The following is a 24502-nucleotide window of genomic DNA, read 5'->3' as shown; positions in this document are numbered from 1 at the left end:
GTGCGGGGATCGCGTGACAGTCGTGAGCTGTCGTCGTACGGGCTGAGCGGTGGGTCAGTCGGCTGCGGGCACACCTCCTTTCGCGGCATCCGGTGTCGTGCCGTGCCGGCCACGAGCCGATCGCGGTGGTGGCGCGGTCGAGGCGCGGGCGATCAGGTCGACCGGCGGGCCGCTCGACGGCAGGGGATCCGCCGTCGGGTTCTCGATGGCGTGCACCAGGCGCTTGAGACCCTCCTGCGCCACGGCGTCGAAGGGCTGACGCACCGTGGTGAGCGGGGGAGTCACATAGGCGGCGACCGGGATGTCGTCGAAGCCGACCACGCTGACGTCCTCCGGCACCCGCCGGCCGGCCTCCGTCAGGGCCCGGATCAGACCGATCGCCATGTCGTCGTTGGCGGAGAAGACCGCGGTGACCCGGTCGTCCGCGGCGAACCTCTGTCCCGCCGCGTACCCGGACGCGGCCGACCAGTCGCCCTCGGCGACCGCGGGTACCTCCCTGTCCTCTGCGGTCAGGGCGGCCCGCCAGCCTTCCAGGCGGTCCCGGGCGGCGTACCAGCGCTGCGGTCCGGCGAGGTGATGGACCGTCGTATGGCCGAGGGCCAGCAGGTGTTCGGTGGCGGTCCGGGCCATCAGGTCCGCCCCGTCCCCCGCGGTCAGCACGGTGGGCGCGGTGACCGGGGGCGGTGGGCCCAACACGAGGACCGGAACGTCGATCTGCAGAAGGACGTCCTCGCCGTCCGTCTGCTCGTCGATGGGTTCGGAGATGACGATGCCGTCCACGCCCTGGTCGAGGAGCGAGTCCACGGCGCCGGAGATGCCGGCCGGGTCGCCCTCCACCGTGTTGACCACGCGCAGGGCGTAGCCCGTGTCGCGGACGACCCGCTCGACGCCCATGAGCAGCGAGGCGGGGCCGTACAGAGCCGTGCCGAGCGTCACCACGCCGATCGAGCGGGTGCGTCCGGAGGCCAGCGCCCGGGCGGCGTTGTTGCGCCGGTAGCCGAGCTGTTCCGCGGCGTGGAGAACGCGCCGGCGCACGTCCTCGGAGACATAGGGCTCGTCGTTGAAGACCCTGGAGACGGTCTTCTGCGAGACACCGGCCAGCCGGGCCACGTCCACACTGCGCGGCGCGGCGGTGCTCCTGCCGCGTCCCGTCCCTGGTGCCATGGCGTCTCCCGGTGACCGCTTGATCTAGGGCAATCATGTCATGCGCCGTCCCGCTGACTGCGCTGTCATGTCTGCGAAGTCATGTCTACGCAGTCAGAGGGCGGACGTCAAGGGTCCGGACACCGGTTGTGCGGGCGGGCCGGGCCTGCTGAAACCGCGGTAGCCACTGCTCGATCCGCAGTAGGCCCTGCTCGATCCGCAGGAGGACCCCGCGCCGGCCCGTACTGCGCTGCGAGTCCGCCGGTTGCCAACAGCGGGACGACGACGGGACATGCGCTGCCCGGAGAGCCTGGAGCGGTATCGCAGACCGGCAGAAGACGGGACACGCGGATGAGGATGCGTACAGGATTCGGGCTGGCGGCGGTGGCCTCGTGCACAGCGATCGCCGCAGCCGTGACCGTCGGCAGGGACGGCGGCGGTTCGCCATCGAGGCTCGCACCGCCGAAAGGACCGTACGTGGCGCTCGGCGACTCCTACACGGCCGGCCCGAAGATCCCCGACCAGCACGGGCGGCCCGCGGGCTGCGAGCGCTCCGACCGGAACTACCCCGCGCTGGTCGCCGCCGGACTCGGCCTGCGGGCGGCCGAGTTCCGGGACGTCAGCTGCAGCGGCGCCGTCATGGCCGATCTGTCCGCGCCGCAGTCGACGGACCACGGCGTCAACCCCGCCCAGTTCTCGGCCCTGACCACCGCGACACGACTGGTCACCCTCGGCATCGGCGGCAACGACATCGGCTTCGGCTCCCTGATCACGACCTGCGTCCAGAGCGGCGTCAAGTACCAGCTGGAGAAGCGGATCGGGGACGGCACCGCCGACCGGGCGCCGTGCCGCGGCCGGTACGTGTCCGACGGCACCGACGAGGTCGAGGAGAAGATCGAGGCGGCCGGCGGTCGGCTGACCGGCGTGCTGGACGACATCAGGCGCCGCGCGCCGGGGGCTCGGATCTTCGTCGTCGGGTATCCGGCGATCCTGCCCGCAGAAGGAACCGACTGTACGGCGATGGGCCTGGCCCCCGGCGATGTGGACTTCCTGCGGGAGAAGGAACGGCAGCTCAACGCCGTGCTCCGGGACAAGGCACGGGCCGCCGGTGCCGGCTACGTCGACACCTACGCGCCCTCCACGGGCCGTGACGCCTGCGCGGACCCCGACGTGCGTTGGGTCGAGCCGCTGGTGCCCGCGGCCCCGGCCGCCCCGGCACACCCCAACGAGCGAGGCGAGCGCGGGATGGCCGACGCGGTGCTCCGCACGGTCGGGGCGGCGGACTGAGGTGCGCCCCGCACAGCCGTACCGAGGCGGGCGTAGTAGTACCGGCGCACGATTCGGGGGCCCGGACGCGTACTGCGGTTTCAGTAATCCGTCCTCCGGATTCAGTAGCCGACAGTGCCAGTAGCCGCACGACGACGGGAGGGCCCTCGCCGCGACAGCCTGGGTGACCAAGCGAGATCGGATGTGGAGTTCCCTGACGTGGCTACTTTTCTCTATCGACTGGGCCGACTGGCCTTCCGGCGGCGCGGGTACGTCGCCCTGCTCTGGGTGGCGGTCCTGGCCGCCGTAGGACTCGGCGCGCTGCAGGCGCCGGGCGCCTCCGACGAGGGGTTCTCGACGCCGGGCATCGAGTCCCAGAAGGCGTTCGACCTGATGCAGGAGCGCTTCCCCGGCGCGGCGGCCGACGGCGCCACCGCGCGCGTCGTCTTCGTGGCCCCGCACGGGCAGAAGGTCACCGCCACCGCGAACAAGAAGGCGATCGAGGAGACGGTGCGGGCCCTGGGCGAGGGCACCCAGGTGGCCGGGGTCGCGGACCCCTTCACCGCGAAGGCGGTCAGCAAGGACGGCTCCACGGCCTACGCCACCGTCACCTACAAGGTGAAGTCCTCGGACCTCACCGACGCCACCCGGACGGCGCTGGCGGACGCCGCCGGCCAGGCGCGCGACGCGGGCCTCACGGTCGAGGCCGGTGGTTCCGCCATGGACAGCGGCGCCGGAGCCGGCGGAGCCGCCGAGGTCATCGGCATCGCGGTGGCGGCCGTCGTGCTGCTGATCACGTTCGGTTCCCTGGCGGCCGCCGGGCTGCCGCTGCTGACCGCGCTCCTCGGCGTCGGCCTCAGCATGTTCACGATCACCCTGCTGTCCCACACCCTCGGCCTGTCCACCAGCACCGGCACCCTGGCGATGATGCTGGGCCTCGCCGTGGGCATCGACTACGCCCTCTTCGTCGTCTCCCGCTACCGGGAGGAACGCGCCAACGGCCACGCCCCGGAGGAGGCGGTCGGGCTCGCGGTCGGCACGGCGGGCTCGGCGGTGGTCTTCGCGGGTCTCACCGTGGTCATCGCCCTGGCCGGACTGTCCGTCGTCGGGATCCCGATGCTGACCAAGATGGGCCTGACGGCCGCCGGTGCCGTGGTCGTTGCCGTCGTCGTCGCGCTGACCGCCGTCCCTGCCCTGCTCGGGTTCTGGCCGAACGCCGTGCTGGCGGGCGCCGTGCGCAAGGGAGCAGGCCGCCGCGGGCTCTTCCGTTCCGGGAAGGCGGCGCCCGCGGCCGACAACCGGGGCACCCGCTGGGCCCGCTTCGTGCTGCGCCGCCCGGTGCCCGTGCTGCTCCTCGGCGTCGTGGGCCTCGGCGCCCTCGCCGTGCCGATGACCCAGTTGCAGCTCGGCATGCCGGGAGACGAGGCCAAGTCCACGTCCACCACCGAGCGCCGCGCCTACGACGCCCTCGCCGAGGGCTTCGGCCCCGGGTTCAACGGCCCGCTCACCATCGTCGTGGACGCCAAGGGCGCCGCCGACCCCAAGAGCGCGGTCGGCACGATCGGCGAGAAGATCGCCGGCACACAGGGAATCGTCTCGGTCTCCCGGCCGCACTTCAACAAGGCCGGCGACACGGCGGTGTTCACCGCCACACCGTCCACCAGCCCCACCGACGACCGGACCAAGACCCTCGTCAAGACGATCCGCGGCGAACGCCCGGCCGTGGAGTCGGGGACCGGCGCGACCTTCGAGGTCACCGGCAGCACCGCGCTGAACATCGACATCGCCGGCAAGGTCCAGTCCGCGCTGGTGCCCTACCTCGTCACCGTCGTCGGTCTCGCCGTCGTCCTGCTGCTGGTGGTCTTCCGGTCCCTGCTCGTCCCCCTCAAGGCGGCCCTCGGCTTCCTGCTCTCGGTCCTCGCGGCCCTCGGCGCGGTCGTCCTGGTCTTCCAGCAGGGGCACGCGGCCGGACTGTTCGGGGTGGACCAGACCGGGCCGATCATGAGCCTGATGCCGATCTTCCTGGTGGGCATCGTGTTCGGCCTGGCCATGGACTACGAGGTCTTCCTCGTCTCCCGGATGCGGGAGTCGTACGTCCATGGCGAATCGGCGAAGGAGGCGGTGGTCTCCGGGTTCCGGCACAGCGCCCGGGTCGTCGTGGCCGCCGCCCTGATCATGATCGCGGTCTTCTCCGGGTTCATCGGCGAGAGCGACTCCATGATCAAGATGATCGGGTTCGGCCTGGCCACCGCCGTACTCCTGGACGCCTTCGTCGTGCGGATGGCGATCGTGCCCGCGGTCCTCGCCCTGCTCGGGGACCGGGCCTGGTGGCTGCCGAAGTGGCTGGACCGGCTGCTGCCCCGGGTGGACATCGAGGGCGAGGCCCTCAGCCGGCGCCCGGCCGCCACGGCGGCCGGCGACCCGGATCCGACCGCGGGCGAGCCGGTCGAGGCACGCCTCTGACCGCTCCCTCCAGCCCCTGCGGGCCGCCCGTGGCGCAGGTCACGGGCGGCCCGCAGGGGCGTTCCACCGCGCACGTCGTCCACCATGGACCCAGGCCCACCGACCGGAGAGAGACATGACCACCAGCTTGGAGCGCGGGACGGGGCGCTTCCGCCGCGTCATGGACGTGGCCACGGCGCTGGCGCTGATCGGCTGTGCGACCCTCGGCGCCATGCTCCGTTTCCCTGGTTTCGACCAACCGCGGGAGCAGCGGCCCGCCATCGCCCTCGCGGCCGTCACCTGCCTCGCCCTGCTGCAGGCACGCGACCACCCGCGCGCGGCCGCCACCGTGGCCATGGGCTGCGCGGCGGCCACCTTCGCCCAGGGTTATCTGCCCACCCCCCTGCTGCTGGCCCCCCTCATGCTGGCCCTGTACTGGGTGGCGGCCCGGACCGACCGGTGGACCGCGCGGATGTTCGGTCTGGCGGCCATGGCCGTGGTGGTGATCACCGCCATGCTCGACAACCCCACGACCGACATGCTGCTGCTGCGCACGGTCGGCCCCGTCCTGTGGCTGCTGCTGCCCATCGTCGGCGGCAGCAGTGCCCGCCTGCGCGCGGCCTACCTGGAGTCCGTGCAGGCCAGGGCCGTGTACGCCGAACGCACCCGCGAGGAGGAGGCCCGGCTGCGGGTCGCCGAGGAGCGGATGCGGATCGCCCGTGAACTGCACGACGTCGTCGCCCACCACATGGCCGTCGCCAACGCCCAGGCCGGCACCGCCCGCCACCTCGCACCCACCCGGCCCGAGCAGGCCCAGAAGCTGCTCGACGAGCTGACGGTCACCACGTCCTCGGCACTGATCGAACTCCGGGCCACGGTCGGAGTGCTGCGGCAGTCCGGCGACCGGGACGGCGAGTCGCTGGAGCCCGCACCCGGCCTCGACCGGCTGCCCGAGCTGGTCTCGACGTACGCGAGTGCCGGTCTCGACGTCACCGTCACCACGGAGGGCGAACCCCGTCCCCTGTCCCCGGGCGTGGACCTGACGGCGTACCGGATCATCCAGGAAGCGCTCACCAACGTCACCAAGCACGGCGCCGGCCGGGACGCCGACGTCCGGCTCACCTACGGCCGGTCCCGGCTGGTCATCTCGGTCACCAACGACGGCACCCCCGCCGCCCCGGCACCCGACAGCGGTTACGGCCTCATGGGCATGCGCGAGCGGGCCCACTCCGTCGGCGGTGACCTGCGGGCCGGCCCCCGTCCCGAGGGCGGCTTCGAAGTCAGCACCGCCCTGCCTCTGCACTCCCTCGCACCGGAAGAACTGGAGGCCGCCCCGTGAGCATCCGCGTCCTGCTCGCCGACGACCAGGCCCTGCTGCGCGGCACGTTCCGGCTGCTGATCGACTCCTGCGCGGACCTGGAGGTGGTCGCCGAGGCCGCCGACGGCCAGGAGGCGGTGGACCTCGCCCGCACCCACCGCCCCGACATCGTCCTGATGGACATCCGCATGCCCGGCACGGACGGCCTGGCCGCCACCGCCGCCATCTGCGCCGACCCCGAGCTGTCCGGCACCCGGGTCCTCGTCCTCACCATGTACGAGACCGACGAGTACGTGGCCCAGGCGCTGCGCGTGGGCGCCAGTGGTTTCCTCGGCAAGTACGTCACCACCGACACCCTCCTCGCCGGCATCCGCACCGTCGCCGCCGGAGAGGCCCTCCTCTCACCGGGCGCCACCCGCGCCCTCATCGCCCGTTTCCTCGCCGGCCCGGCCCCCGGCGCCCTGTTGGTGCCCCCGGAGCGCCTCGACGACCTCACCCCCCGGGAACGGGAGGTCACCGCGCTCGCCGCCCGCGGCAGGTCCAACGACGAGATCGCCGGGGAGCTCGTCCTGAGCGTGCTGACCGTGCGCAGCCACATCCAGCGCGCCCTGACGAAACTCGGCGCCCGCGACCGCGCCCAGCTCGTCGTCATCGCCTACCAGACCGGACTCGTACGCCCCGAGTCGCGGCGGGCCGTCTGACGGGAGGACCGGGGAGGACCGGCGAGGGCCGGGGAGGACCGGGGAGGACGGGGGAGGACCGGGGAGGACCGGGGAGGGCCGGGGAGGACCGGGGAGGACCGGGGAGGACCGAACGCACACCGCGGTCGGTTAGTGGATCGAGGGCTGATACAACTATCTGCGTGCCTCACCTCACCGTCGACCACTCCCCGGGCCTCGCCGACCTCCTCGACCTGCGGGTCTTCGCGTCGGAACTGCACCGTACGGTGCTCGACGGCAGCGGTTCGACGGGTACGTGCAAGACCCTGTTCCGGGAGGCGGCCGCGGCCCGTGTGGGGCATCGGCACGGCGGCGAGGCGGCCTTCGTGCATGTGGAGGTGGGCCTGCTCCCCGGGCGCTCCGACGGACTCAAGGCCCAACTGTCCGAGGACGTGCTGGCCCTGCTGGAGAAACACCTGAGCATGAGCACGACGGATGCGGTGACCTGCTCCGTGCAGGTCCGCGACCTGGCCGGCTCCTACCGCCTGCGGACCTTCTGAACGCACTCGTCCATTCTCGACGCACCCACCGGGGACCGACGTCCCGCCTCACCAGCCGCGGGCGGCCGCACGGAGGTGTTCGCGGACGCGGGCGACATCCGGGTTGGTGTCGGAACCCGGCCGCTGGACCAGGAAGAGGGTGTTCAGCGGGGGCTCCTCCGGTGCGTGGAGCCGGACCAGGCGGCCGGAGTCCAGGTACTCCTGGCAGAGCGAACGGGGCAGCACGCTGTAGCCGGCCCCGGCGTTGACCGCCGACAGTACGGCATAGAGGTTCGGCACGGTGACCGCGGCCTGGGCGGTGAGCTGCCTGCCGAAGACCGTCCGCCAGTAGCGCCGCACGATCGGCAGGTCCTCCGCGTAGGTGACCAGCGGGACCTCGCGGAGGGCGGCGCACACGTCGTCGCCGGCTGCCCGTTCCGCCCATCCGGGGCTCGCGACGAGGACGTACTCCTCGTCGGCCAGCGGCGTCGACGGAAGTGATCCGCCGCGGGGCCGGCGTGTCGCGATCACCAGGTCGTGCCGTCCCGAGCGCATCTCCTCCAGCAGGGGCTCGGGGAGCCCCTGGGCGACCCGCAGCCGGACACCGTCGGCGATCAGCGGGACCAAGGCGGGCAGCACCCGGACGCACAGCAGCTCCGAGGGACCCGCCAGGTGCACCGGCGCGGTCCGCCCGGCGAGCGGACCGCTGCCGCCTTCGAGCGAGGCGAGCGCGTCGAGGGGCGCCGCGACCTGACCGGCCAGCTCGTCGGCGAGCGGAGTGGGTTCGACCCCGCGCGGCAGCCGTGTGAACAATTCCCGTCCCGTCTGCTGCTCCAGCGAACGGATCTGCGCGGTCACGGTCGGCTGTGAGAGCCCCAGCAGCGGAGCCGCCGCCGTGAAGGAGCCGGAACGGTAGACGGCCAGGAAGGTGCGCAGCAGGTTCAGGTCGGCGTGCGACGGAAGCTGCCGGCCGAGGCGCTCCGCCGCACCGACGGCGGGGTTCTCCATGGGGGCCAGCGTACCCGCCGTCGATATCGGACTCCCGATGGGAGAGATCGACGCTCCTATTGGTGTCCCGATGGGAGCGGCACCTACCGTCGAGGATGTCACCGAGCGGTTCCAGGAGCTCTCCCGACACCGCACCCCACCGTAAGGACACCCCCCTTGACCACCCAGAACGCGATCAACTGGCCCGAGCGGTATCTGCCCGGCACCGGCGACAACTTCGTCTCCAACGAGGTCGTCGTCAGCGGCGTCACCGCCGGCCGGGTCTGGCGCTACCTCACGGACACCTCCACCTGGGAGTCGTACTACGACAACGTCGCCGACATCTCCTTCCCGCAGGGCGGCCCCAGGCTGAAGGACGGGGACGTCTTCAGCTTCGGCACCTTCGGCTTTCCACCCCTCGACGCCCGTGTCGTCGAGTACCAGGAGCCCGCGGACGGTGTGCCGGGCCGCCTCTCCTGGACGGCGAAGCAGGACGGCGGGCCCGAGGAGCGGCTCGATGTGCTGCACGCCTGGCTCGTCGAGGACCTGCCCGGCGGCCGGGTGCGCGTTCTCACCCAGGAGACCCAGCTCGGCGAACCGGCCGCGGCTCTGGCCCAGGAGCGCCCCAACCCCATGCTCAACGGGCATCAGGCCTGGCTGGACGGCCTGATCCATGCCGCCTCCGGACGCCTCGGCACCGACGCCTGAATCCGTCCGTCCGGCTCGGCCCCGTACAGTGCCGGTGGTCCCCAACCGCCCCACGACGACCGGGAGTCACGACGATGAGGCAAGCGACCGACGCCCCGTGGTCCGGGGAGATCGGCTTCGTCGGACTGGGCGTCATGGGGCAGCCCATGGCGCTCAATCTCGCCCGGGCCGGTATCCCGCTCGTCGTGTGGAACCGGACGGCCGAGCGGTCGGAGCCGCTGCGCGCGGCCGGGGCCAGGGTCGCGGAGAGCGTCGACGAGGTCTTCGCACGGGCGCGTGTCGTGATCGTCATGCTCGTCGACGAGGCGGTGACGGACGCGGTCCTCGGCCGGGGCGGCCCGACGTTCGGGAAGCTGGTCGCCGGCCGGATCCTCGTGTCGACGGGGTCGACGGCACCGGAGTACGCGCGCGGGCTCGCCGCCGATGTGCTCGCCGCCGGCGGCCGTTTCGTCGAGGCGCCGGTCTCCGGGTCGCGCAAGCCGGCCGAGGCGGGCGAACTGGTCGCCATGCTCGGCGGTGACCCCGACACGGTGGAAGAGGTACGGCCACTGCTCGCCCCGATGTGCCGGGAGATCGTCCACTGCGGCCCGGCCGGGTCGGGCGTGCTGATGAAACTGGCCGTGAACCTCTATCTGACGACGACGATCGCGGCGCTGGCCGAGGCCGTCCACTTCGCCCGGCGGCAGGGCCTGGACCTGGAGACCTTCCGGGCCGTCGTCGACTCCGGCCAGCTGGGCAGTGGCATCACCCGGGTCAAGGTCCCGATGCTCGCGGCGCACGACTTCACGGTCCAGGCCGCCACCTCGGACGCGTACGCCAGCACCCGTCTCATCGCCGAAGCGGCCCGTGCGGCCGGTATCGCCACCCCGCTCCTCGACCTGAGCAGCGGCCTCTACGGCGAGAGCGTCCGGCTGGGCAACGGCCGCCTCGACATGTCCTCGGTCCTCACCGCGATCGAGGCCCGGACCGACACCGCTCCGGAGCCGCCCCGGACCGACACCGCACCGGGACCGGCCGACGACTAGGTTCCGGGGCGTGTGGGTGTCGGTGAGCACAGGCACGCCGGTGGGCTCACGATCGCGCGGGTTGATCGGCGATCAGCAGGGTGGTGCCGGCGGGACGGAAGCCCAGGCGTGCGTAGATGCGGGCGACGGTGTCGTCCGCATACGCCAGGAAGACGGTGCTCACCCCGTGGTCGCGAGCGTGGCCGACCAGGGCCGTGGTGACAGCGGCGGCCAGGCCCCGGCGGCGGGCGCTGGGAAGGGTGCCGATACCGCCGATCTCGGTGGTGCCCTTCGCCGGGTGGTAGTGACCCACGGCCAGCGGAGCGCCGTCCGAGGAGAGGGCGGCGACGAGCGTCTTGTGCCCGGCGCGGATGACGGGGCGGACCGCTGCCACGGTGCCGTCCTCGACCAGTTCCCGGGCCGCCGCCGACAGTTCCCCGGGGCCCGTCGATCCCACCGCGGTGCCCTCCTCGGCGAAGGCCAGGCGGGGCAGGGCGAGGGCAGCGGGCAACGCGGGATCGTCAGCCGTCAGCGCACGGAGCGTCACACCGTCGGACAACGGCCGCTGATCCGCCGGGCGGTCACGGTCCAGGACCATCAGCGGGCGTTCCGCCACCGGCAGGCCGACGGCCTCGATACGGGCGCGCAGCGTCGGCGCCGTCTCGGCCAGCCACTCGAAAGCCGTCGGCACACCGAGTTCCCGCTGGCGGGCCCGCACCCGGGCGACGTCGGTGTCGGCGATGGCGGCGGATCCCCCGGCGACGGGTCGAGCATGGCTGGGACCGCCGTAGTACGGGGTACCCGGCTTGTTCCGCACGAACAGCCTTAAGGAACCGAAGTCTTCGGCATCGGAGAACAGCAACGGCACGGTGGCGTAGTACTGGTCGATACGGTCACGCAGCGAATCGCTCATGTGGCGCATCCGACCACGCGAGCATGGCGCACCGCACCCGAGATTCCCCGGCGGCGGCCAGGCGCACGGGGCGCTTGCCACGCCGTGTGGTGCGAATTCTCGGTCAACTCATTATCCGGTTTTCCGGAAGAATGCGCCGAGATATGGGTGACAGTGAAATCCCATAATTACTTCCGGCTGTCCTGACCGTCATTTTCCGAGGGTCACCCGGCCGGTGATACCGCATGCGCACAGTGGCCTGATAGGTCATCCGGGCGGCTTCGTACGAGAACGGCGGCGCCGGGCTTGCGGAGCGTCCCGGAGTGTCCGATGCTCGACCCATCGCCGTTCAACGGAACGGATGGGCAGTTCGGCAGATATCCAGGAACGATCGCGGTGCGAAACTCGAGTACGGCCGGGCCGTGAACCGACGGGCCGGAGGCGAAAGCGTCGCCTGCCGTTCGACTCCCTGCGCGAAGCCCTGCCGAACTAGGAGTTGGAAAATGCGAAGGACGCGCTGGAGGCGTTTTGCCGTCATTCTGACCCCGAGTGTCGCCGTCGCCGCTGCCCTGACCACGGCCGTGGCCCAGGGCGCTCTCGCGGCATCGTTCTTCATCTCCGGTGACACATTCAAGATCGCCGCAGATTCCCTGACGGGCAGGGGCATGAGCATCTACGGCATGGTGAACGTGACACGGCAGGGCAAGCTCGTGCCGGTCGCCGTCACCGGTGTGAGGTCCGCGAGGATCGACGCACTGTGTCTGTCGATCCTCTTCCCGATCCCCGTACTCGGCCCCTACACCCTGCGACTGACCGGCGACCGCGACCGTCCCGCCACCACGCAGAACATGTTCTTCGACGTCAGCCTGCTCAAGGCCGCCGAGGCGGAGCTGAACAACCTGGACATCGGCGTCGCCGCCGGATCGCTCACCTCGGGCGAAGTGTCCCCCGGTGACCGGCACTCGAAATTCTTCGATCCGGACAGCATCGCGATGCAGGGCACGTCCATCACACTGAACAATCTCCGCGTCAAAAGCGTCGCGGCTTCCTTGGGCTCTCTCGATCTGCCCGGCGCACAGCTGTCATTGAGGTCGGGCGTCGACGAATGCTTCTGACGCCCCGTGCAAGTACCGACTCTCCCCACCGGCCGTTCCCACCGGCCTGTTCCGGCACACCCGAAGACTAGTGAGCCCTCTTACATGAGAAACCCGACCGTGCCGGCCCAGTGGCATGACGCCCTCTCCCGTACGGGACAGAGATTCCGCAGCTGGCGCGACACACGTCCCTTCTGGGCGGGCCTGAGCACTCTGTCAGCGGGGCTGCCGATCATGTACTTCCCCTACGCTCACCTGACGTGGGGCAGTGTCACTTTGGCGCTGTCCACCACCGCCGGGGCCGCATCACTGGTCATCGGCATCCTCCTCGGCGTTCTCGGCCTCCTTCTGTGGTTTCAGCCCAACGCGCGCATCTTCGCGGGAATCGCCGCGATCCTGCTGTCCTTGATCGCCTTGCCGCTCGCCAACTTCGGTGGCCTTTTCCTCGGTACGCTGCCCGGCCTGATCGGCGGCTCCCTCGCCTGCGCCTGGACGGCGGACGGCAGCAACTCCTCGCACGGGAATCCCGTGGCCGCCAGCCAGGAGGCCGCCACGGCCGGGCACGACGGCCACGGCCCGACTCTCTTCCCGGCAGCACCCGGGGACGGCGGACAGCATGCCCGGTGACCGCTCCGGCGTCCCGCCCCACGACGGCATGCCGGCCGCGATGAGCACGCCCATGGCACCCACCTCCAGAACACGCGCCGCATTTCCCGGGGTTCCCCGCCAGGTCGGGCACCTGTTGCTGCTGGGCTCGCTGCCTGTCGCGCTCCTGGCGATGGCGGCCGTGCCGCCGACAACGGGACCCGCGACGGCAGGCCCCTCAGTACCGAGCGCACATCAGAACGTCACGTCCGCAACGGACGCCGGGCAGGTTCCCTGTCCGTCCCGGAGCCGCCCCGAGGCCGGGCCCGCGGGGCAGCCGGCAACGACACCCCTGCCCCCGGAACCGGGCACGGACCACCCCCGACAGACGAACGCACCACTCCTGCCCGGCCAGCGAGCCGAGACCCCGACGTCGCAGACACAGGCCCCGCCCACCGCCGGCCCAGACCCGGCACCTCGTCGTCCCGCCGCGGACGACACGACCGCTTCCCCTGCCGACAAGCCCTCCCGCTCTCCCTCCTGCTGCCGCACAGGTCCGCCGTACGAGCGGGACCGGGTGTCCACCGCTCCCGGACGGCCCGGGTCCCCCCGCCGCGGCGACCGCGTCCTCCGTACCACCCCCGCGCCCCCGACCGGCCGTACTCCGGTTCTCGCGGCCGAGGGAACCTGGACCCTCACCTCGCGGCGGCTGGTACTCCGTGACGCACAGTTCCAGGGTGTGGTCACCGTCAGGACAGCGGCGGGAGCGAAGCGACTGCTCAAGTTCAGGGTCCGCTCGCTGCAAGCGGCCGACCTCGACCTGACGGTCCGAAGAGGGCGCTCCACATGGCACCTGAAGGCGGGCGCCGGCACCGTCACCACTACCGGGAGCCCGACGACGCTGTACACGGAGAAACTGGTCGGCAGAGCCATTGGCCTGGGCCGCCGGACTGCCGTGCCCCGCCGACGGGTCGTCATCAGCCCGAGCTCCGTTCCGTGGTGGCTCACCGCCCGGGCCCCGGCCGCCCGGAACGCCCGCTGTCGAACGGTCACCATCGAGGGGGCCGTCCTCTACCGGATCCGTCTGACCGGCGGAAGCCTGAAGATGCCGAGGCCACGCCTCACGACGACGTAGCCGCACGCCACCACCACCGACCCGGCTTCGCCGTGGGCGCCGGCCGGGGCGCCGGGGGATCTAGCATCACCCCATGCGCTTACGACGGAGTCATGACAAGGCGGCGGTGCCGCTCGCCGCCCTTCCCCGCGACCCCCGGGCCGACACGTACCCGATGCCGGCCGTGCCCCACGGCTGGTACGCGGTGCTCCGCTCCGCCGAACTGCGCCAGGGCAAGGTCGTCAGCCTGCACTACTTCGGCCGGGCGCTGATCGCCTTCCGCGGGACCGACGGGCAGGCGGCCGTGCGGGACGCCCACTGTCCCCACTACGGCGCACACCTGGGTGCCGGCGGGAAGGTCGTCGACGGCACGGTGGAGTGCCCCTTCCACGGCTGGCGGTTCGCGGCCGACGGCCGCTGCGTCGAGGCGCCGTTCGCCGTCCGCACCCCCAAGGTCTCCCTCGGCGGTCTCCCGGTGCGCGAGCACAGCGGTCTCGTCTTCGTGTACGCCGGACCCGGCGCCCCGGCCTGGGAGGTCCCCGAGATCCCGGAGACCACCTCCCGCGAGTTCGCCTCTCCCGTCGACGACACCTGCCGGGCCCGCATCCACATCCAGGAGATGCGCGAGAACATCGTCGACGAGTCCCACTTCCACTTCATCCACGGCCAGGCCGAACCCCCCGTCCAGGACTGGCGGGTGGACGGCCCGTTCGCCGAGGTGCGCGGCCGGATCCGGCGGCGGGTCCTCGGCCGGGACATCGACAACACCTTCGACGCCTTCATGTACGGCCCCGGTGTGATGGTCGTCCGCACCCACGGCCCGGTCCTCTCCGTGACCGCCGTGGCCCTCAGCACCCCCGTCGACGACCGCACCAGCGAACTCCGCATGCTCTACTACCTGCGCAAACCGGCCCGCGCCCGGTTCCTGGCCCCGGCGCTCAAACTCGTCTTCCGTGCGGAAGCCCTCGGCGAGGTCCGTGAGGAGGTCCACATCTGGGACCACAAGATCCACCAGCCCCGCCCGGTCCTCCTCCCTCACGAACAGGGCATACGCCAACTGCGCCGCTGGTACGCCCAGTTCTATCCACCACAGACACCCCCGGTCGTTCCCGCCGCAGACCACCCCGTGCGTCCGGGTTCGGCTCACGATGTGGAAGGGGCCGGTGAGGCCGGCGCAGCGCAACCCCGGTCACCCGGCGCTGGGCTCCTCGTAGGGGATGCGGTTCAAGTGCAGGACCTTCCCCAGAGCACCCCGTTCGTCACCGCCGAGTTCGGTGAGCGGACGCAGCAGTTCGCCCGCGGGGCGACCGCCGACAAGGCAGTCCTCGTCGATGGCGGCATGGAGCACCCGTCCGAAGACCAGGGTTGAGTTGCCCATGCGCAGCGTGGTGTGCGATCGGCACTCCAACGCCACATGGGCGGCGGCGACTCCGGACGGGCGTACGCACCTGCCGGCTTCGCGCTCGATGCCCGCGATGTCGAATTCGCCGACCGAGCGGGGGAAGTCGGTGGCAGTGGCGTTGATCTGCCGCAGGAGCGGTTCGGACGAGAAGTTCACGACGAACTCCCCGGTGTCCTCGACGTTGCGCAGTGAGTCCTTCCGGCCGATCGAGGTGAACTGGACGATCGGGGGATCGGTGCTGGCGATGCTGAAGAAGGAGTGCGGTGCCAGGTTCTCGGTGAGTCCGTCAGGAGTGATCGTGGACACCCAGGCGATGGGCCTCGGAATGACGACCGATGTCAGGAACCTGTAGAAGTCCGCGCCGCTCATTGCCTCGGGAGCGTATTCCACACGCATGATTGCCTCTCAGGGACTGTCGCGGCCGATGCTCGCGCCGCCGGCGGCGCGCCCCGCGCGGTATCAGTGGACCTGTGCGGCGTCGGGCGTCCGGGTGCCGGGCTGTTCGGCCGGTTCCGGGGGAGCGGGCAGCCCTCGGCTCAGCAGGTCCACGGCCTCGGTCACCAGGGTGACCATGGCCGGTCCGGAGTCCGGCTCCCAGCAGCTGATGGCCGCCTGCTGGGCCGCGAAGACCGCGGCGGCGGTCGTCCGCACATAGAGGTGGCACTCCGGCAGGCCGGTGCGTGCCGCCACCGCGCGGGTCACCGCGTCCTCCACGGCACGGTTGGTCAGGGTGATCCGGGGAGCGAGCTCCGGACGTTCACGCAGCAGGAGCACGCGCTCCAGCCAGATCCTGCCGGTGGCGAGCTCGCCGAGCCGTGCGACGAAGACCGCCCTGATCGCTTCCAACGGCGTTTCCTGCGGAGGGCGGGCGGTGATCCGCTCCTCGATCAACGCGGGTGTCCCCTCCTCCAGCATGAAGGCGGCCTCGTCCTTGGAGGAGAAGTAGTTGAAGAAGGTGCGGGGGGAGACCCCGGCATCGGCGCAGATGCTCTCCACGGTGACGGCTTCCGGGCCGTGAAGACGGAAGAGGGCCACCGCGGAACTCTGCAGCGCCCGGTGCGTCGCTCGTTTCTTGCGCTCGCGCAGCCCGTCGGGGCGGTCGCTCTCCATGGTTTCGTCGCACCTCCGTGAGCCGGCGGCCGGGAGGTTACTTACTACAGTACTGCAAAAATGCAGTACTGCAAGATTCTAGGGAGTGAGCCATGGTTGCCTCGCACCGCCCGCTCGTCCCGTTCTGGGACTGGCAGCGCCACGCGCTCTGCCGGGGCATGGACGTCTCCCTGTTCTACTCGCCGTCGGGGGAGCGCGGTGAGCGAAGGCGTGCCCGGGAGGAGAAGGCTCGGGCGGTCTGCATGAACTGTCCGGTGCGTGAGGACTGCGCACGGACCGCCCTGCACAGGGGCGAGCGGTACGGGATGTGGGGCGGCCTCACGGAACAGGAGCGCCAGGAGGCATGGACCCGGCGCCAGGGCCGGCCCATGCGGGCCGCCTGACGCGGACCCGCGCCGTCCGCGCCTCGTACGCGGCACCACGGGTCTCCGCCTGGGGCACCACGTGGTCCACGACCGGGGTCGGGCGCCCCTTCCCGGTCAGGCCGGTGACGGACCGCAGGCCGGACCGGTCCGGTCCGGTTCGACGGCGGAGAACACACCGCGCGCCCGAGCGTGTCGCGTAACGTGAAGCGGTATGAAGGTCTCCGTCTCCGCCGACATGGACGAACCTGTCGCGCGCCTCCTCGTCGAGGAACTGCTGCGCCGCGGCCACGAGGTGCGCACGTACGGCGCGCTGGAACCCGGGGCCGACCCGCAGTGGGCGGTCTGCTCGGAGGAGGCCGCTCAGGACGTGGCCGCCGGCACCGCCGACCTGGCGGTCGTGTGCTGCTGGACCGGCACCGGCGCCTCGATCGCCGCGAACAAGGTGCCCGGCGTGCGCGCCGCACTGTGCGCGGACGCCTACACCGCCGACGGCGCCCGCCGCTGGAACGACGCCAACGTCCTCGCCCTCAGCCTGCGCCTGACCTCGCCGGCGGTGCTCAAGGAGATCCTCGACGCCTGGTTCGCTGCCACGCCGAGCCAGGACGCCGAGGATCTCGGGAATGTGGCCCACGTCGGGCGCCTCGACGCGGGCCGGGGGACTGTCTAAGGGTCAGTGGGCGCCGAGCCCGCCGCCGCCGAACGAGCCGCTGGATCCCTTGCTCCAGCGTGGCCGGTCCTTGGACGCGCTCGGCCTGGTCTGCTGGTTGCTCAGCTCGTACGGGGTGAGCGGACGACCGCCCTTGGGGATCCGGGGGATCTCCTCCGACTCCCGGTTCTCCAGGACCTCGTGCACCGCGCCTTCCGGAGGCAGGTGGGGCTGTTCCTCCGGACGCGGCCGGTCGGACTCGCGGTACTTGACCCGGTTGCCCAGCCAGAAGCCCCCGGCCAGCATCGCCAGCACGGCCACGGCCACCACGAAGAGCGCCAGACTCATCAGGCCGCTGGGAGCGGCCAGCTGCATCGATACCGTATTCATAGCAAGGGGATACCCCGCCCAGAACGGTATGAACCGGACACTCTTGGTGTGGGGCCGCTGACGGCGGGTGACCCGAAAGGGTCCCCGTGTTTGCCGCACCCGCTCCCGGCTACCCGGGCCGGGTGGCACAGCGGATGACCCAGCAGGAGCTGTACGGGTTTCTCGAAGACCGGTTCGAATGTGCTCGGGCCTGCGCGGAGTGCGCCCGGGTCTGTGCGCTGCGCGTGAGCACCCTGGACCCGGACGCGGGGACGGAGCGCGAACAGGTGCGGCGCACCGGCATCGTGTGCTCCGAGGTGTGCGAGGCGACCTGCAGAGCGCTGACGGAGGGCGACGAGCAGGACGCGGACATTCTGCGGAAAGAGCTCGAATGGTGCCGGGTGATCTGCCTCAACTGTGCCCAGGCCTTCGGATCCCGCCCCGAGACCGAGAAGAGCGCGGCATCCTGCCGGGCGTGTGCCGCTGCGTGCACCGACTTCATCGCGGCACTCGGCTGAGCCCCGGGACCGGCCGGGACACGCCGGCGGCGGCCCGGCGTGAGAGACGGACATGGGGGATCAGCCCCGGGCGGGTGTCAGTTCGGCGAGCAGCAGTGTCCGGTCGTCCGCGCCGGTCGGGTCGGAGGGGGCGTCCAGCAGGTGCCGGCACAGTGCGGGCAGTACTTCCTCGCCCTCGGCGTCCGGGAACCCGGCGGCGGCCGCGTCCAGGGTGCCGGCGAGGCGGGCGATCTGATGGTCGATGTCCGTGTCGCGGGACTCGACCAGGCCGTCGCTGTAGAGCACCAGCAGAGCCTGCGCCGGCACGGTGAGTTCGGTCGCCTCGTAGCGGCCCGTGCCCAGCCCCAGGGGCAGGCCCGCCTCGGCCAGCTGGACCGGTGCCGTCCTGCCGTCGGGCCCGCGCAGCAGCGGGGGCGGATGCCCCGCTCCCACCAGGGTGCAGATGCCCTGCCGGGCGTCCCACTCGGCGTAGATGCAGGTGGCGAACGAGGCTCCGGGAGTCTCGCAGGCGAGCGCGTCGAGCCGTCGTACGAGCTCGGCCGCCGGGATGTCGAAGCCGGCCAGCGTCCGTACGGCGGTGCGGAGCTGGAGCATCGCCACGGCGGACTCCGGGCCGTGGCCCATGGCGTCCCCGACGATCAGACTGACCCGGTCGCCCGGCCGCCGCAGCACGTCGTACCAGTCGCCGCCGATGACGGTGTCCGGCCCGGCCGACAGCGAACCGTGGGCGACCCGGCAGCCCTCGAACCGCTGGAGCGTGCCGGTGGGCAGGCTGTTGCGGATGGCGAGCGTGGTGCGCCGCTCGTGCTCGTACCGGCGGGCGTTGTCCAGGGCCACGGAGGCCTGCGCCGCCAGCGCCTCGACGGCCGTCACCTCGGCGGGCAGGAACGGCGCCCGGTCCGGCCCGCGGGTGCAGGCGACGAACCCGATCGTCACCTCCCGCAGCCGCAGCGGCACGACGAGGAAGGAAGCCGTGCGCAGCAGTTCGTCGATGCGTATGTCGCCGCCGCCGGAGGCTCGCAGCCGCTCGGAGGTGTGCGCGTCTATGGCGTCGAGCAACTGCGCCTGTCCGGAGGCGAGCGCGCGGGCGTACGGCGTCCCGCGCGGGAAGACGATCACCTCGCCGGCCGGCAGCACGCCCTCCCAGTCCTCGCGCGCGTCCGATCCCACGCGCAGTGCCAGCCGGTGCGCCTCGATCCGGGGCGGGTCGGGGTTGGCGGGCGCGTGCTCGCCGCGACGCCAGCGCTCCAGCAGATAGACCGATGCAGCGTCGGCGAGCGCGGGCGCCAGCGCGTGCACGAACTGGGTACCGGTCAGCCGCAGGTCGAGCGCGGAGCCGATGGCGTCGGCGGCCGGGGAGAGGAGCGTCCGGCGCGACACGGGCCGTGCGGCCGGGGGTGCCCCGTGTGAGGGCGGAGCACCGAGGGTGCTGCGCGGTTCGTTCCGCAGGGCGTTGCCTTTCGGGCGTGGGGGGACACTGCTGCACGGCGGTTCAGCGGGACGCCGCGCGGCGGCTGACAACTATATGATGATGGCGCGTCAAAATCCGTGCATCGAAAGGATGTTGTGGTGTCCGACAGCGCAGGTCCCCTTTCCGCGGCCCAGCCCGACAAGGCGAGCGTTGCCCGGATGTACGACGCCATGCTGGGTGGAGAGCACAACTTCGCCATAGACCGGGAGGCGGTGGCCGCCGTCACGGCCATCGTCCCGCAGGTGCGCACCCTGGCCCGCGCCAACCGTGACTTCCTCGGCCGGACGGTGCGCTTCCTCGTCGAGTCCGGGGTACGGCAGTTCATCGACCTCGGCTCGGGCATCCCCACCCAGGGCAACGTCCACGAGGTGGCGCAGGCGGTGAGTCCGGGAGCCCGGGTGGTGTACGTCGACAACGACCCCGTGGCCGTGGCGCACAGCACGTCCCTGTTGTCCGGCAACCCGGACGCGGACATCGTCGACGCCGACATCCGGCGGCCGGCCGACATCCTCGGCTCACCGCGGGTGGGCAAGCTGATCGACTTCGATCAGCCCGTCGCCGTACTGATGAACGCGATCCTGCACTTCGTCACGGACGAGGAGGACCCGGCCGCTGTCGTCACCGCGTTCCGGGACGCCCTGCCCGAGGGCAGCTGGCTGGCGATGTCCCATGCGACGAACCAGGACCGCCCCGACGCGGCCGCCGCGGTGGGGCAGCTGTACCGGTCCCGGGCCACCTCCCCGGTGACCGCCCGCTCCTACGACGAGATCCTCTCCTTCTTCACCGGATTCGACCTCGTGGAACCGGGCCTGGTCCACATCCCGCTGTGGCGCCCGGCCCCGGGCGAGAAACTTCCGGACGATCCGTCGGAGTTCCAGGGGTACGTGGGAGTGGGCCGCAAGAACGCGTAGCCGGCGGCCGGGAGCACGTCCCGTACAACGCGGTGCGTCCCGGCTCGTCGACCGGGCAGGCCGACGGACCGGGACGACAGGCAGGGGCGAGCGGCCTGTCGGAGGCCGCCCACCGCGGCGTCAGATGATGAACGTGGGCTGTGCGTCGATGCCCAGCAGGCTGCGGCCGTAGATCTCCCGGCCCAGGTCGGGGTTGACCACGCCGTGGCGGGAGGCGGTGCCCAGGTCGCGCCAGATCCGCTGGAGCGGGCTGGCCAGGGCGAAGGCGCTCGCGCCGGACACCGAGACGAGCCGGTCCACCGCCTCGCGGCTGCGGATCGCGGCGACGGCCGTGTCCATACGCACCCTGGCCCGCTCCGCCACGGTGAGCTGCCGGGCCTCGGCGGCGGCATGGTCGAGGTCGTCCGCGGCCCGGTAGGCGTGCAGCTGCGCGGTGTCGACGAGGGAAGCGGCGTCGGCGACGGCGAGCTGCACGCTCGGCGAGTCGGCGAGGCGCTCGTACACGGTCAGGGACATGGGCTTGCGGGCCGCGGTGGCGAGGGCCAGGTCCAGGGCGGCCCGGGCCATGCCCAGCATCGGGGCGACGACCGTGAGGGCGAGCATCGAGGCGACCGCGACCGCGCTCCGGGGCTCGCCCACGTGTCGGCCGGCATAGGCGCCGGCCAGCACACCGCCCATGTCGAGCGTCCGGTGGGCCGGCACCCGCACCCCGTCGGCGACGACGGTGTTGCTGCCGGTGCCCACCATGCCCGCCACCCGCCAGGTGTCCTCGACCGTCACTTCCTCGACCGGGACCAGGGCGATCAGCGGCGGCCGGTCCGGGGCGCCCGGGGCGATCGCCAGGGCCACCCAGCGGGCGTGGTCGATGCCCGAGGCCCAGCCCCACCGGCCCGACACGACGAGATCGCCGTCCTCGGTGGTGACTCCGCCGCCCGACGGGGTCAGCGACGAGGCGACCGCGGCATCGGGGTTTCGCCCCCAGACCTCGTCACGGGCCCGGTCGTCCATCAGCGACGCGACCAGGCTGCCCCCGGTGTAGATCATCGCGATCCAGGCGGCGGAGGCGTCGCCGAGGGCCAGTTCGGCCGTCACCTCCATGCTCGTACGCACACCGGCCCCGAAGCCGCCGAAGGCGCGGGGCGTACCGAGGCGGAACATGCCCGCCTCACGCAGGGCATGTGCCGCGTCGTCCGACACCCGGCGCAACCGTTCGCCCTCCTCGGCCTGCCCGGCGAGAATGGGGACGAGCTTTCCGGCCGCCGCCGTCAACTCGGCGCGGACGCCGGCCTCATCGGCCGACGAGGGGGAGAACAGGGGCAGGTTCACGACAGGGCTCCACAGAGGCGCGGGAAACGGTGACAGACACGGGGGCATGCCCGGCCGAACCGGCCGGAAGACACCCATCGGGTCGGCAGCAGACCAGGAACGGCAGGGCGGGCACCGGAAGGAACATCGGTGCCACGACGGGGGGACACGAGTGACACGGACGGAGACCACCCGCACGGCCGCATCGCGCCAGCGGGCCGTCATCGACATACCGCCGCACCATCCGCGCCGGCAGGACCTGCTGCACGAGCAGTGGCAGCGCCGTCTCGGCCACCTCGCCCACGTGGGACGGCTGCGGCTGCCCGCCGACCGCACCGCCGGCGTCCACCGCACCCGCGTCGAACGCCGGATGGTCGGCGAGGCCGCCGTCAGCCGGCAGTTCAGCGACCCCATCGAGGGCACCTCGGGCAGCGGCGTCGCCGACTGCCGGGCCGACCTCGTCGCCGTCCACGTGGTCAACAGCGGCAGCCTCCGCATCGAGGACAGCGGCCGCCGAGCCGACCTCGGCCCCGGCACCGTGTGCGTGCGCGACCTGCACGCCTCCTGGCAGTTCGCGTACACGGCACCGACCGACTGCCGGGTGCTCATCCTGCCCAGGGCCGCCCTGCTCGACCATCTGCACCGCACCCGGCTGCCCGCCCTGACCGTCGCCCCGCCACGACCCCGGAGTCCCGGCTGCTGCTCGCCCACCTCGACACCGCGTGGTCCCTCGCGGAGCGACTCGGCCAGGAGGGGACCCACGCGGCGGGCGCGGCGCCGGCCGTGCTGCTGACCGGACTGATCCGGACCCACGCCCCCGCCGCCCCACCACCGTCACCGCGGGCCGCGGCCACGGCATACGCCGACAGCCGGCTACGGGATCCCGGCCTGACCCCGGCCGCCATCGCCCGGGCCCTGAACGTCTCCGTCCGCACCCTCCACCGGGCTTTCGCCGACGACGGCGAGACCGTCATGGCCCAGATCCGCCGGCGCCGGCTCGAAGGCGCCCGCCGTGAACTCGGCCTCCCCGGCAGCCCGTACACCGTCGCCGACGTCGCGGCACGCTGGCAGATCGTCGACGCCGGCCACTTCCGCCGGGCCCATCGCGCCGCGTACGGACACTCCCCGGGACGACGAGGAGCCGAGGACACCTGACACGGCCGCCGGGGTGGGGTGGGCGCGGCGCGGGCGGTGTTGTCGGGGGTGCGATGCGGTGTGATCGGTGTGGCCGGGGGTGCCGGAGGCGGGGCGGGAACCGGTGCGGGCGCAGATGGCCAGGGTGCACGGTGTTGTCGGGGGTGGGGTGCGCCCTGGCCGGTGTCGGCGGGGTGGCGTGCGGTCCGCTCGGTGTCGTCGAGGGCAGGGAACGGCGCGGTCGGTGTCATCGAGGGCGGGGAACGGCGCGGTCGTGGTCGTCGTCTGTCTAGGGTGTGGGGCATGGACGCCAGTACAACGCCCCCCGCCCCGGCCGTCGTTGACCCCGCGGAGCTGCTCGCCGACCCGTACGCCGGGTACGCGCGGCTCCGGGAGGCCGGGCCCGTGCACCGCGTCGCCGGGACCGACGGGCTGCCGGCCTGGCTGGTCACCCGGTACGAGGACGTGCGCCAGGCCCTCGCCGACCCGCGGCTCTCCCTCGACAAGGCCCATGCGAAACCCGGTGGCTACCGCGGGCTCGCACTGCCGCCAGCACTTGACGCCAACCTGCTGAACATGGACCCGCCGGACCACACCCGCGTCCGGCGCCTGGTCTCCCAGGCGTTCACCCCACGCCGTATCGCCCTGCTGCGCGAACCGGTCCGGCGGACCGCCGACACGCTGCTCGACGCCGTCGCACCCCTCGGCCGGACCGACCTGATCGCCGCCTACGCCGCGCCGCTTCCCGTCGCCGTGATCTGCGAACTGCTGGGCGTGGCCGAGGCGGACCGGCCGGACTTCCGGTCCTGGACCGACACCCTCGTCATCCCCGACCCGGCGCATCCGGAGCGGGCCAAGGAAGCGGTCGGGGCGCTGCTCGCGTTCTTCGCCCGGCTGCTCGCCGGCAAGCGCGCCGAGCCCGCCGACGACCTCCTCTCCGCCATGATCGCCGTACGGGACGAGGAAGACCGGCTCACCGAGGACGAGTTGATGTCCCTGGCCTTCCTCATCCTGTTCGCCGGGTACGAGAACACCGTCCACCTCATCGGCAACGCCACCCTGGCGCTGCTCCTGAACCCCTCCCAACTGGCCGCGCTGCGGGCCGATCCCACCCGGATCGGCGCGGCCGTGGAGGAACTGGCCCGCTACGACGGCCCCGCCCCGCTCGCCATCCGCCGCTTCCCCACGGAGGACGTCACCATCGGCGGGGTCACCGTCCCGGCAGGAGAGACCGTGCTGCTGTCCCTGGCGGCCGCCCACCGCGACCCGCGCCGCTTCCCCGAGCCCGACCGGCTGGACATCGGCCGTGACGCCACCGGGCACCTGGCGCTGGGCCACGGCATCCACTACTGCCTCGGTGCCCCGCTCGCCCGCCTGGAGACCGAGATCGCCCTCGCCGCGCTCCTGGAACGCCTGCCCGGTCTGGAACTCGACGTCCCCGCCGCAGAGTTGGACTGGCGCCCGTCGATGCGTACCCGCGGGCTCCGCGCTCTTCCCGTACGCTACTGAGGGGCCGGGCC

General features: G+C 72.3%; 25 protein-coding genes and 1 pseudogene. 18 read left to right on the top strand and 8 right to left on the bottom strand.

The features are described 5' to 3' along the window. Positions 1-54: 54 nt before the first annotated feature. Positions 55-1164, bottom strand: a complete 1110-nt coding sequence (locus tag ACIRR9_RS28665) for a LacI family DNA-binding transcriptional regulator (protein WP_403757436.1) — start codon at positions 1162-1164, stop codon at positions 55-57. A 456-nt stretch (positions 1165-1620) separates the two neighbouring features. Between ACIRR9_RS28665 and ACIRR9_RS28660 the strand changes: the two genes are divergently transcribed. From ACIRR9_RS28660 to ACIRR9_RS28640, 5 genes are all read left to right on the top strand, one after another. After that, on the top strand, positions 1621-2430 hold the full coding sequence (locus ACIRR9_RS28660; protein WP_403757433.1) for an SGNH/GDSL hydrolase family protein: 810 nt from the start codon (positions 1621-1623) through the stop codon (positions 2428-2430). Between the two features lie 198 nt (positions 2431-2628). Continuing rightward, positions 2629-4872: an MMPL family transporter gene (locus ACIRR9_RS28655; protein ID WP_403757431.1), complete on the top strand. Its 2244-nt coding sequence runs from the start codon at positions 2629-2631 to the stop codon at positions 4870-4872. Positions 4873-4987: 115 nt separating this feature from the next. Further along, complete coding sequence (locus ACIRR9_RS28650) at positions 4988-6190, top strand: sensor histidine kinase (RefSeq protein ID WP_403757428.1); 1203 nt, start codon at positions 4988-4990, stop codon at positions 6188-6190. Continuing rightward, positions 6187-6870, top strand: a complete 684-nt coding sequence (locus tag ACIRR9_RS28645) for a response regulator (protein ID WP_403256316.1) — start codon at positions 6187-6189, stop codon at positions 6868-6870. The genes ACIRR9_RS28650 and ACIRR9_RS28645 overlap by 4 nt, the downstream gene beginning before the upstream one ends. Positions 6871-7031: 161 nt before the next feature. After that, positions 7032-7388 carry a 5-carboxymethyl-2-hydroxymuconate Delta-isomerase gene (locus ACIRR9_RS28640; protein WP_403757425.1) on the top strand — a complete coding sequence of 119 codons (357 nt, stop codon included), beginning with the start codon at positions 7032-7034 and terminating at the stop codon, positions 7386-7388. A gap of 48 nt (positions 7389-7436) precedes the next feature. Here the strand turns inward: ACIRR9_RS28640 and ACIRR9_RS28635 are convergent, their stop codons facing one another. Then, positions 7437-8375 carry a LysR family transcriptional regulator gene (locus ACIRR9_RS28635; protein ID WP_403757422.1) on the bottom strand — a complete coding sequence of 313 codons (939 nt, stop codon included), beginning with the start codon at positions 8373-8375 and terminating at the stop codon, positions 7437-7439. Positions 8376-8531: 156 nt separating this feature from the next. Between ACIRR9_RS28635 and ACIRR9_RS28630 the strand changes: the two genes are divergently transcribed. Together ACIRR9_RS28630 and ACIRR9_RS28625 are read left to right on the top strand one after the other, a co-directional pair. Then, entirely contained in the window at positions 8532-9062 is a 531-nt protein-coding gene (locus ACIRR9_RS28630) for an SRPBCC family protein (protein WP_403757419.1), read from the top strand. Positions 9063-9136: 74 nt separating this feature from the next. Next, positions 9137-10087 carry an NAD(P)-dependent oxidoreductase gene (locus tag ACIRR9_RS28625; RefSeq protein ID WP_403757416.1) on the top strand — a complete coding sequence of 317 codons (951 nt, stop codon included), beginning with the start codon at positions 9137-9139 and terminating at the stop codon, positions 10085-10087. A 46-nt stretch (positions 10088-10133) separates the two neighbouring features. On the opposite strand, the gene ACIRR9_RS28620 is transcribed toward ACIRR9_RS28625, so the two are convergent. Beyond that, positions 10134-10979, bottom strand: a complete 846-nt coding sequence (locus ACIRR9_RS28620; RefSeq protein ID WP_403757413.1) for a GNAT family N-acetyltransferase — start codon at positions 10977-10979, stop codon at positions 10134-10136. Between the two features lie 401 nt (positions 10980-11380). Here ACIRR9_RS28620 and ACIRR9_RS28615 point away from each other — a divergent pair, with 401 nt between their 5' ends. From ACIRR9_RS28615 to ACIRR9_RS28600, 4 genes are all read left to right on the top strand, one after another. Continuing rightward, entirely contained in the window at positions 11381-12073 is a 693-nt protein-coding gene (locus ACIRR9_RS28615) for a DUF6230 family protein (protein WP_403757410.1), read from the top strand. Between the two features lie 84 nt (positions 12074-12157). Continuing rightward, positions 12158-12679 carry a DUF6114 domain-containing protein gene (locus tag ACIRR9_RS28610; protein ID WP_403757407.1) on the top strand — a complete coding sequence of 174 codons (522 nt, stop codon included), beginning with the start codon at positions 12158-12160 and terminating at the stop codon, positions 12677-12679. Between the two features lie 535 nt (positions 12680-13214). After that, on the top strand, positions 13215-13772 hold the full coding sequence (locus tag ACIRR9_RS28605) for a hypothetical protein (RefSeq protein ID WP_403757404.1): 558 nt from the start codon (positions 13215-13217) through the stop codon (positions 13770-13772). Positions 13773-13845: 73 nt separating this feature from the next. Further along, the gene (locus ACIRR9_RS28600) at positions 13846-15120 is read left to right on the top strand and encodes a Rieske 2Fe-2S domain-containing protein (RefSeq protein WP_403757401.1); all 1275 of its coding nucleotides are present in this window, start codon (positions 13846-13848) and stop codon (positions 15118-15120) included. 12 nt (positions 15121-15132) lie between these two features. Here the strand turns inward: ACIRR9_RS28600 and ACIRR9_RS28595 are convergent. Together ACIRR9_RS28595 and ACIRR9_RS28590 are read right to left on the bottom strand one after the other, a co-directional pair. Then, positions 15133-15522: pseudogene (locus tag ACIRR9_RS28595) on the bottom strand (flavin reductase family protein); the annotation flags it as partial. A gap of 90 nt (positions 15523-15612) precedes the next feature. Beyond that, entirely contained in the window at positions 15613-16263 is a 651-nt protein-coding gene (locus ACIRR9_RS28590; RefSeq protein WP_403757398.1) for a TetR/AcrR family transcriptional regulator, read from the bottom strand. Positions 16264-16355: 92 nt separating this feature from the next. On the opposite strand from ACIRR9_RS28590, the gene ACIRR9_RS28585 reads away from it, so the two are divergent. Next, a complete protein-coding gene (locus ACIRR9_RS28585; RefSeq protein WP_403757395.1) occupies positions 16356-16646 on the top strand; it encodes a WhiB family transcriptional regulator in 291 nt (96 codons plus the stop codon). 193 nt (positions 16647-16839) lie between these two features. After that, positions 16840-17295 (top strand): RpiB/LacA/LacB family sugar-phosphate isomerase, encoded by a 456-nt coding sequence (locus ACIRR9_RS28580; RefSeq protein WP_403757392.1) that lies wholly within the window; start codon positions 16840-16842, stop codon positions 17293-17295. A 3-nt stretch (positions 17296-17298) separates the two neighbouring features. Here ACIRR9_RS28580 and ACIRR9_RS28575 read toward each other — a convergent pair whose 3' ends face one another. Then, the gene (locus ACIRR9_RS28575) at positions 17299-17664 is read right to left on the bottom strand and encodes a DUF6479 family protein (RefSeq protein ID WP_260327580.1); all 366 of its coding nucleotides are present in this window, start codon (positions 17662-17664) and stop codon (positions 17299-17301) included. Positions 17665-17798: 134 nt separating this feature from the next. On the opposite strand from ACIRR9_RS28575, the gene ACIRR9_RS28570 reads away from it, so the two are divergent. Then, a complete protein-coding gene (locus ACIRR9_RS28570) occupies positions 17799-18161 on the top strand; it encodes a ferredoxin (RefSeq protein ID WP_403757495.1) in 363 nt (120 codons plus the stop codon). Positions 18162-18221: 60 nt separating this feature from the next. On the opposite strand, the gene ACIRR9_RS28565 is transcribed toward ACIRR9_RS28570, so the two are convergent. Then, positions 18222-19541, bottom strand: coding sequence for a PP2C family protein-serine/threonine phosphatase (locus tag ACIRR9_RS28565; protein WP_403757389.1), 1320 nt, complete (start codon positions 19539-19541; stop codon positions 18222-18224). A gap of 186 nt (positions 19542-19727) precedes the next feature. Here ACIRR9_RS28565 and ACIRR9_RS28560 point away from each other — a divergent pair, with 186 nt between their 5' ends. Then, on the top strand, positions 19728-20543 hold the full coding sequence (locus ACIRR9_RS28560) for an SAM-dependent methyltransferase (RefSeq protein ID WP_403757386.1): 816 nt from the start codon (positions 19728-19730) through the stop codon (positions 20541-20543). A 120-nt stretch (positions 20544-20663) separates the two neighbouring features. On the opposite strand, the gene ACIRR9_RS28555 is transcribed toward ACIRR9_RS28560, so the two are convergent. Further along, on the bottom strand, positions 20664-21869 hold the full coding sequence (locus ACIRR9_RS28555; protein ID WP_403757383.1) for an acyl-CoA dehydrogenase family protein: 1206 nt from the start codon (positions 21867-21869) through the stop codon (positions 20664-20666). A 151-nt stretch (positions 21870-22020) separates the two neighbouring features. Here ACIRR9_RS28555 and ACIRR9_RS28550 point away from each other — a divergent pair, with 151 nt between their 5' ends. The 3 genes from ACIRR9_RS28550 to ACIRR9_RS28540 all read left to right on the top strand — a co-directional run bounded on the left by ACIRR9_RS28550 (position 22021) and on the right by ACIRR9_RS28540 (position 24491). Next, positions 22021-22641, top strand: coding sequence for a hypothetical protein (locus ACIRR9_RS28550; protein WP_403757380.1), 621 nt, complete (start codon positions 22021-22023; stop codon positions 22639-22641). Next, entirely contained in the window at positions 22632-23003 is a 372-nt protein-coding gene (locus ACIRR9_RS28545; RefSeq protein WP_403757377.1) for a helix-turn-helix domain-containing protein, read from the top strand. Before ACIRR9_RS28550 ends, ACIRR9_RS28545 begins: the two co-directional genes overlap by 10 nt. 282 nt (positions 23004-23285) lie before the next feature. Then, entirely contained in the window at positions 23286-24491 is a 1206-nt protein-coding gene (locus tag ACIRR9_RS28540) for a cytochrome P450 (RefSeq protein ID WP_403757375.1), read from the top strand. Positions 24492-24502 lie beyond the last annotated feature (11 nt).

Origin of the sequence: Streptomyces sp. NPDC101234, assembly GCF_044767525.1 — a bacterium.
Lineage (GTDB): Bacteria > Actinomycetota > Actinomycetes > Streptomycetales > Streptomycetaceae > Streptomyces > Streptomyces sasae.
This window is presented reverse-complemented; position numbering and strand designations above follow the sequence as displayed.

Coding starts and splice junctions, on each gene's coding strand:
- ACIRR9_RS28665 (WP_403757436.1), bottom strand. CDS start 1,164: ATGGCACCAGGGACGGGACGCGGCAGGAGCACCGCCGCGCCGCGCAGT.
- ACIRR9_RS28650 (WP_403757428.1), top strand. CDS start 4,988: ATGACCACCAGCTTGGAGCGCGGGACGGGGCGCTTCCGCCGCGTCATG.
- ACIRR9_RS28635 (WP_403757422.1), bottom strand. CDS start 8,375: ATGGAGAACCCCGCCGTCGGTGCGGCGGAGCGCCTCGGCCGGCAGCTT.
- ACIRR9_RS28625 (WP_403757416.1), top strand. CDS start 9,137: ATGAGGCAAGCGACCGACGCCCCGTGGTCCGGGGAGATCGGCTTCGTC.
- ACIRR9_RS28620 (WP_403757413.1), bottom strand. CDS start 10,979: ATGAGCGATTCGCTGCGTGACCGTATCGACCAGTACTACGCCACCGTG.
- ACIRR9_RS28610 (WP_403757407.1), top strand. CDS start 12,158: ATGAGAAACCCGACCGTGCCGGCCCAGTGGCATGACGCCCTCTCCCGT.
- ACIRR9_RS28600 (WP_403757401.1), top strand. CDS start 13,846: ATGCGCTTACGACGGAGTCATGACAAGGCGGCGGTGCCGCTCGCCGCC.
- ACIRR9_RS28590 (WP_403757398.1), bottom strand. CDS start 16,263: ATGGAGAGCGACCGCCCCGACGGGCTGCGCGAGCGCAAGAAACGAGCG.
- ACIRR9_RS28585 (WP_403757395.1), top strand. CDS start 16,356: ATGGTTGCCTCGCACCGCCCGCTCGTCCCGTTCTGGGACTGGCAGCGC.
- ACIRR9_RS28580 (WP_403757392.1), top strand. CDS start 16,840: ATGAAGGTCTCCGTCTCCGCCGACATGGACGAACCTGTCGCGCGCCTC.
- ACIRR9_RS28575 (WP_260327580.1), bottom strand. CDS start 17,664: ATGAATACGGTATCGATGCAGCTGGCCGCTCCCAGCGGCCTGATGAGT.
- ACIRR9_RS28570 (WP_403757495.1), top strand. CDS start 17,799: ATGACCCAGCAGGAGCTGTACGGGTTTCTCGAAGACCGGTTCGAATGT.
- ACIRR9_RS28540 (WP_403757375.1), top strand. CDS start 23,286: ATGGACGCCAGTACAACGCCCCCCGCCCCGGCCGTCGTTGACCCCGCG.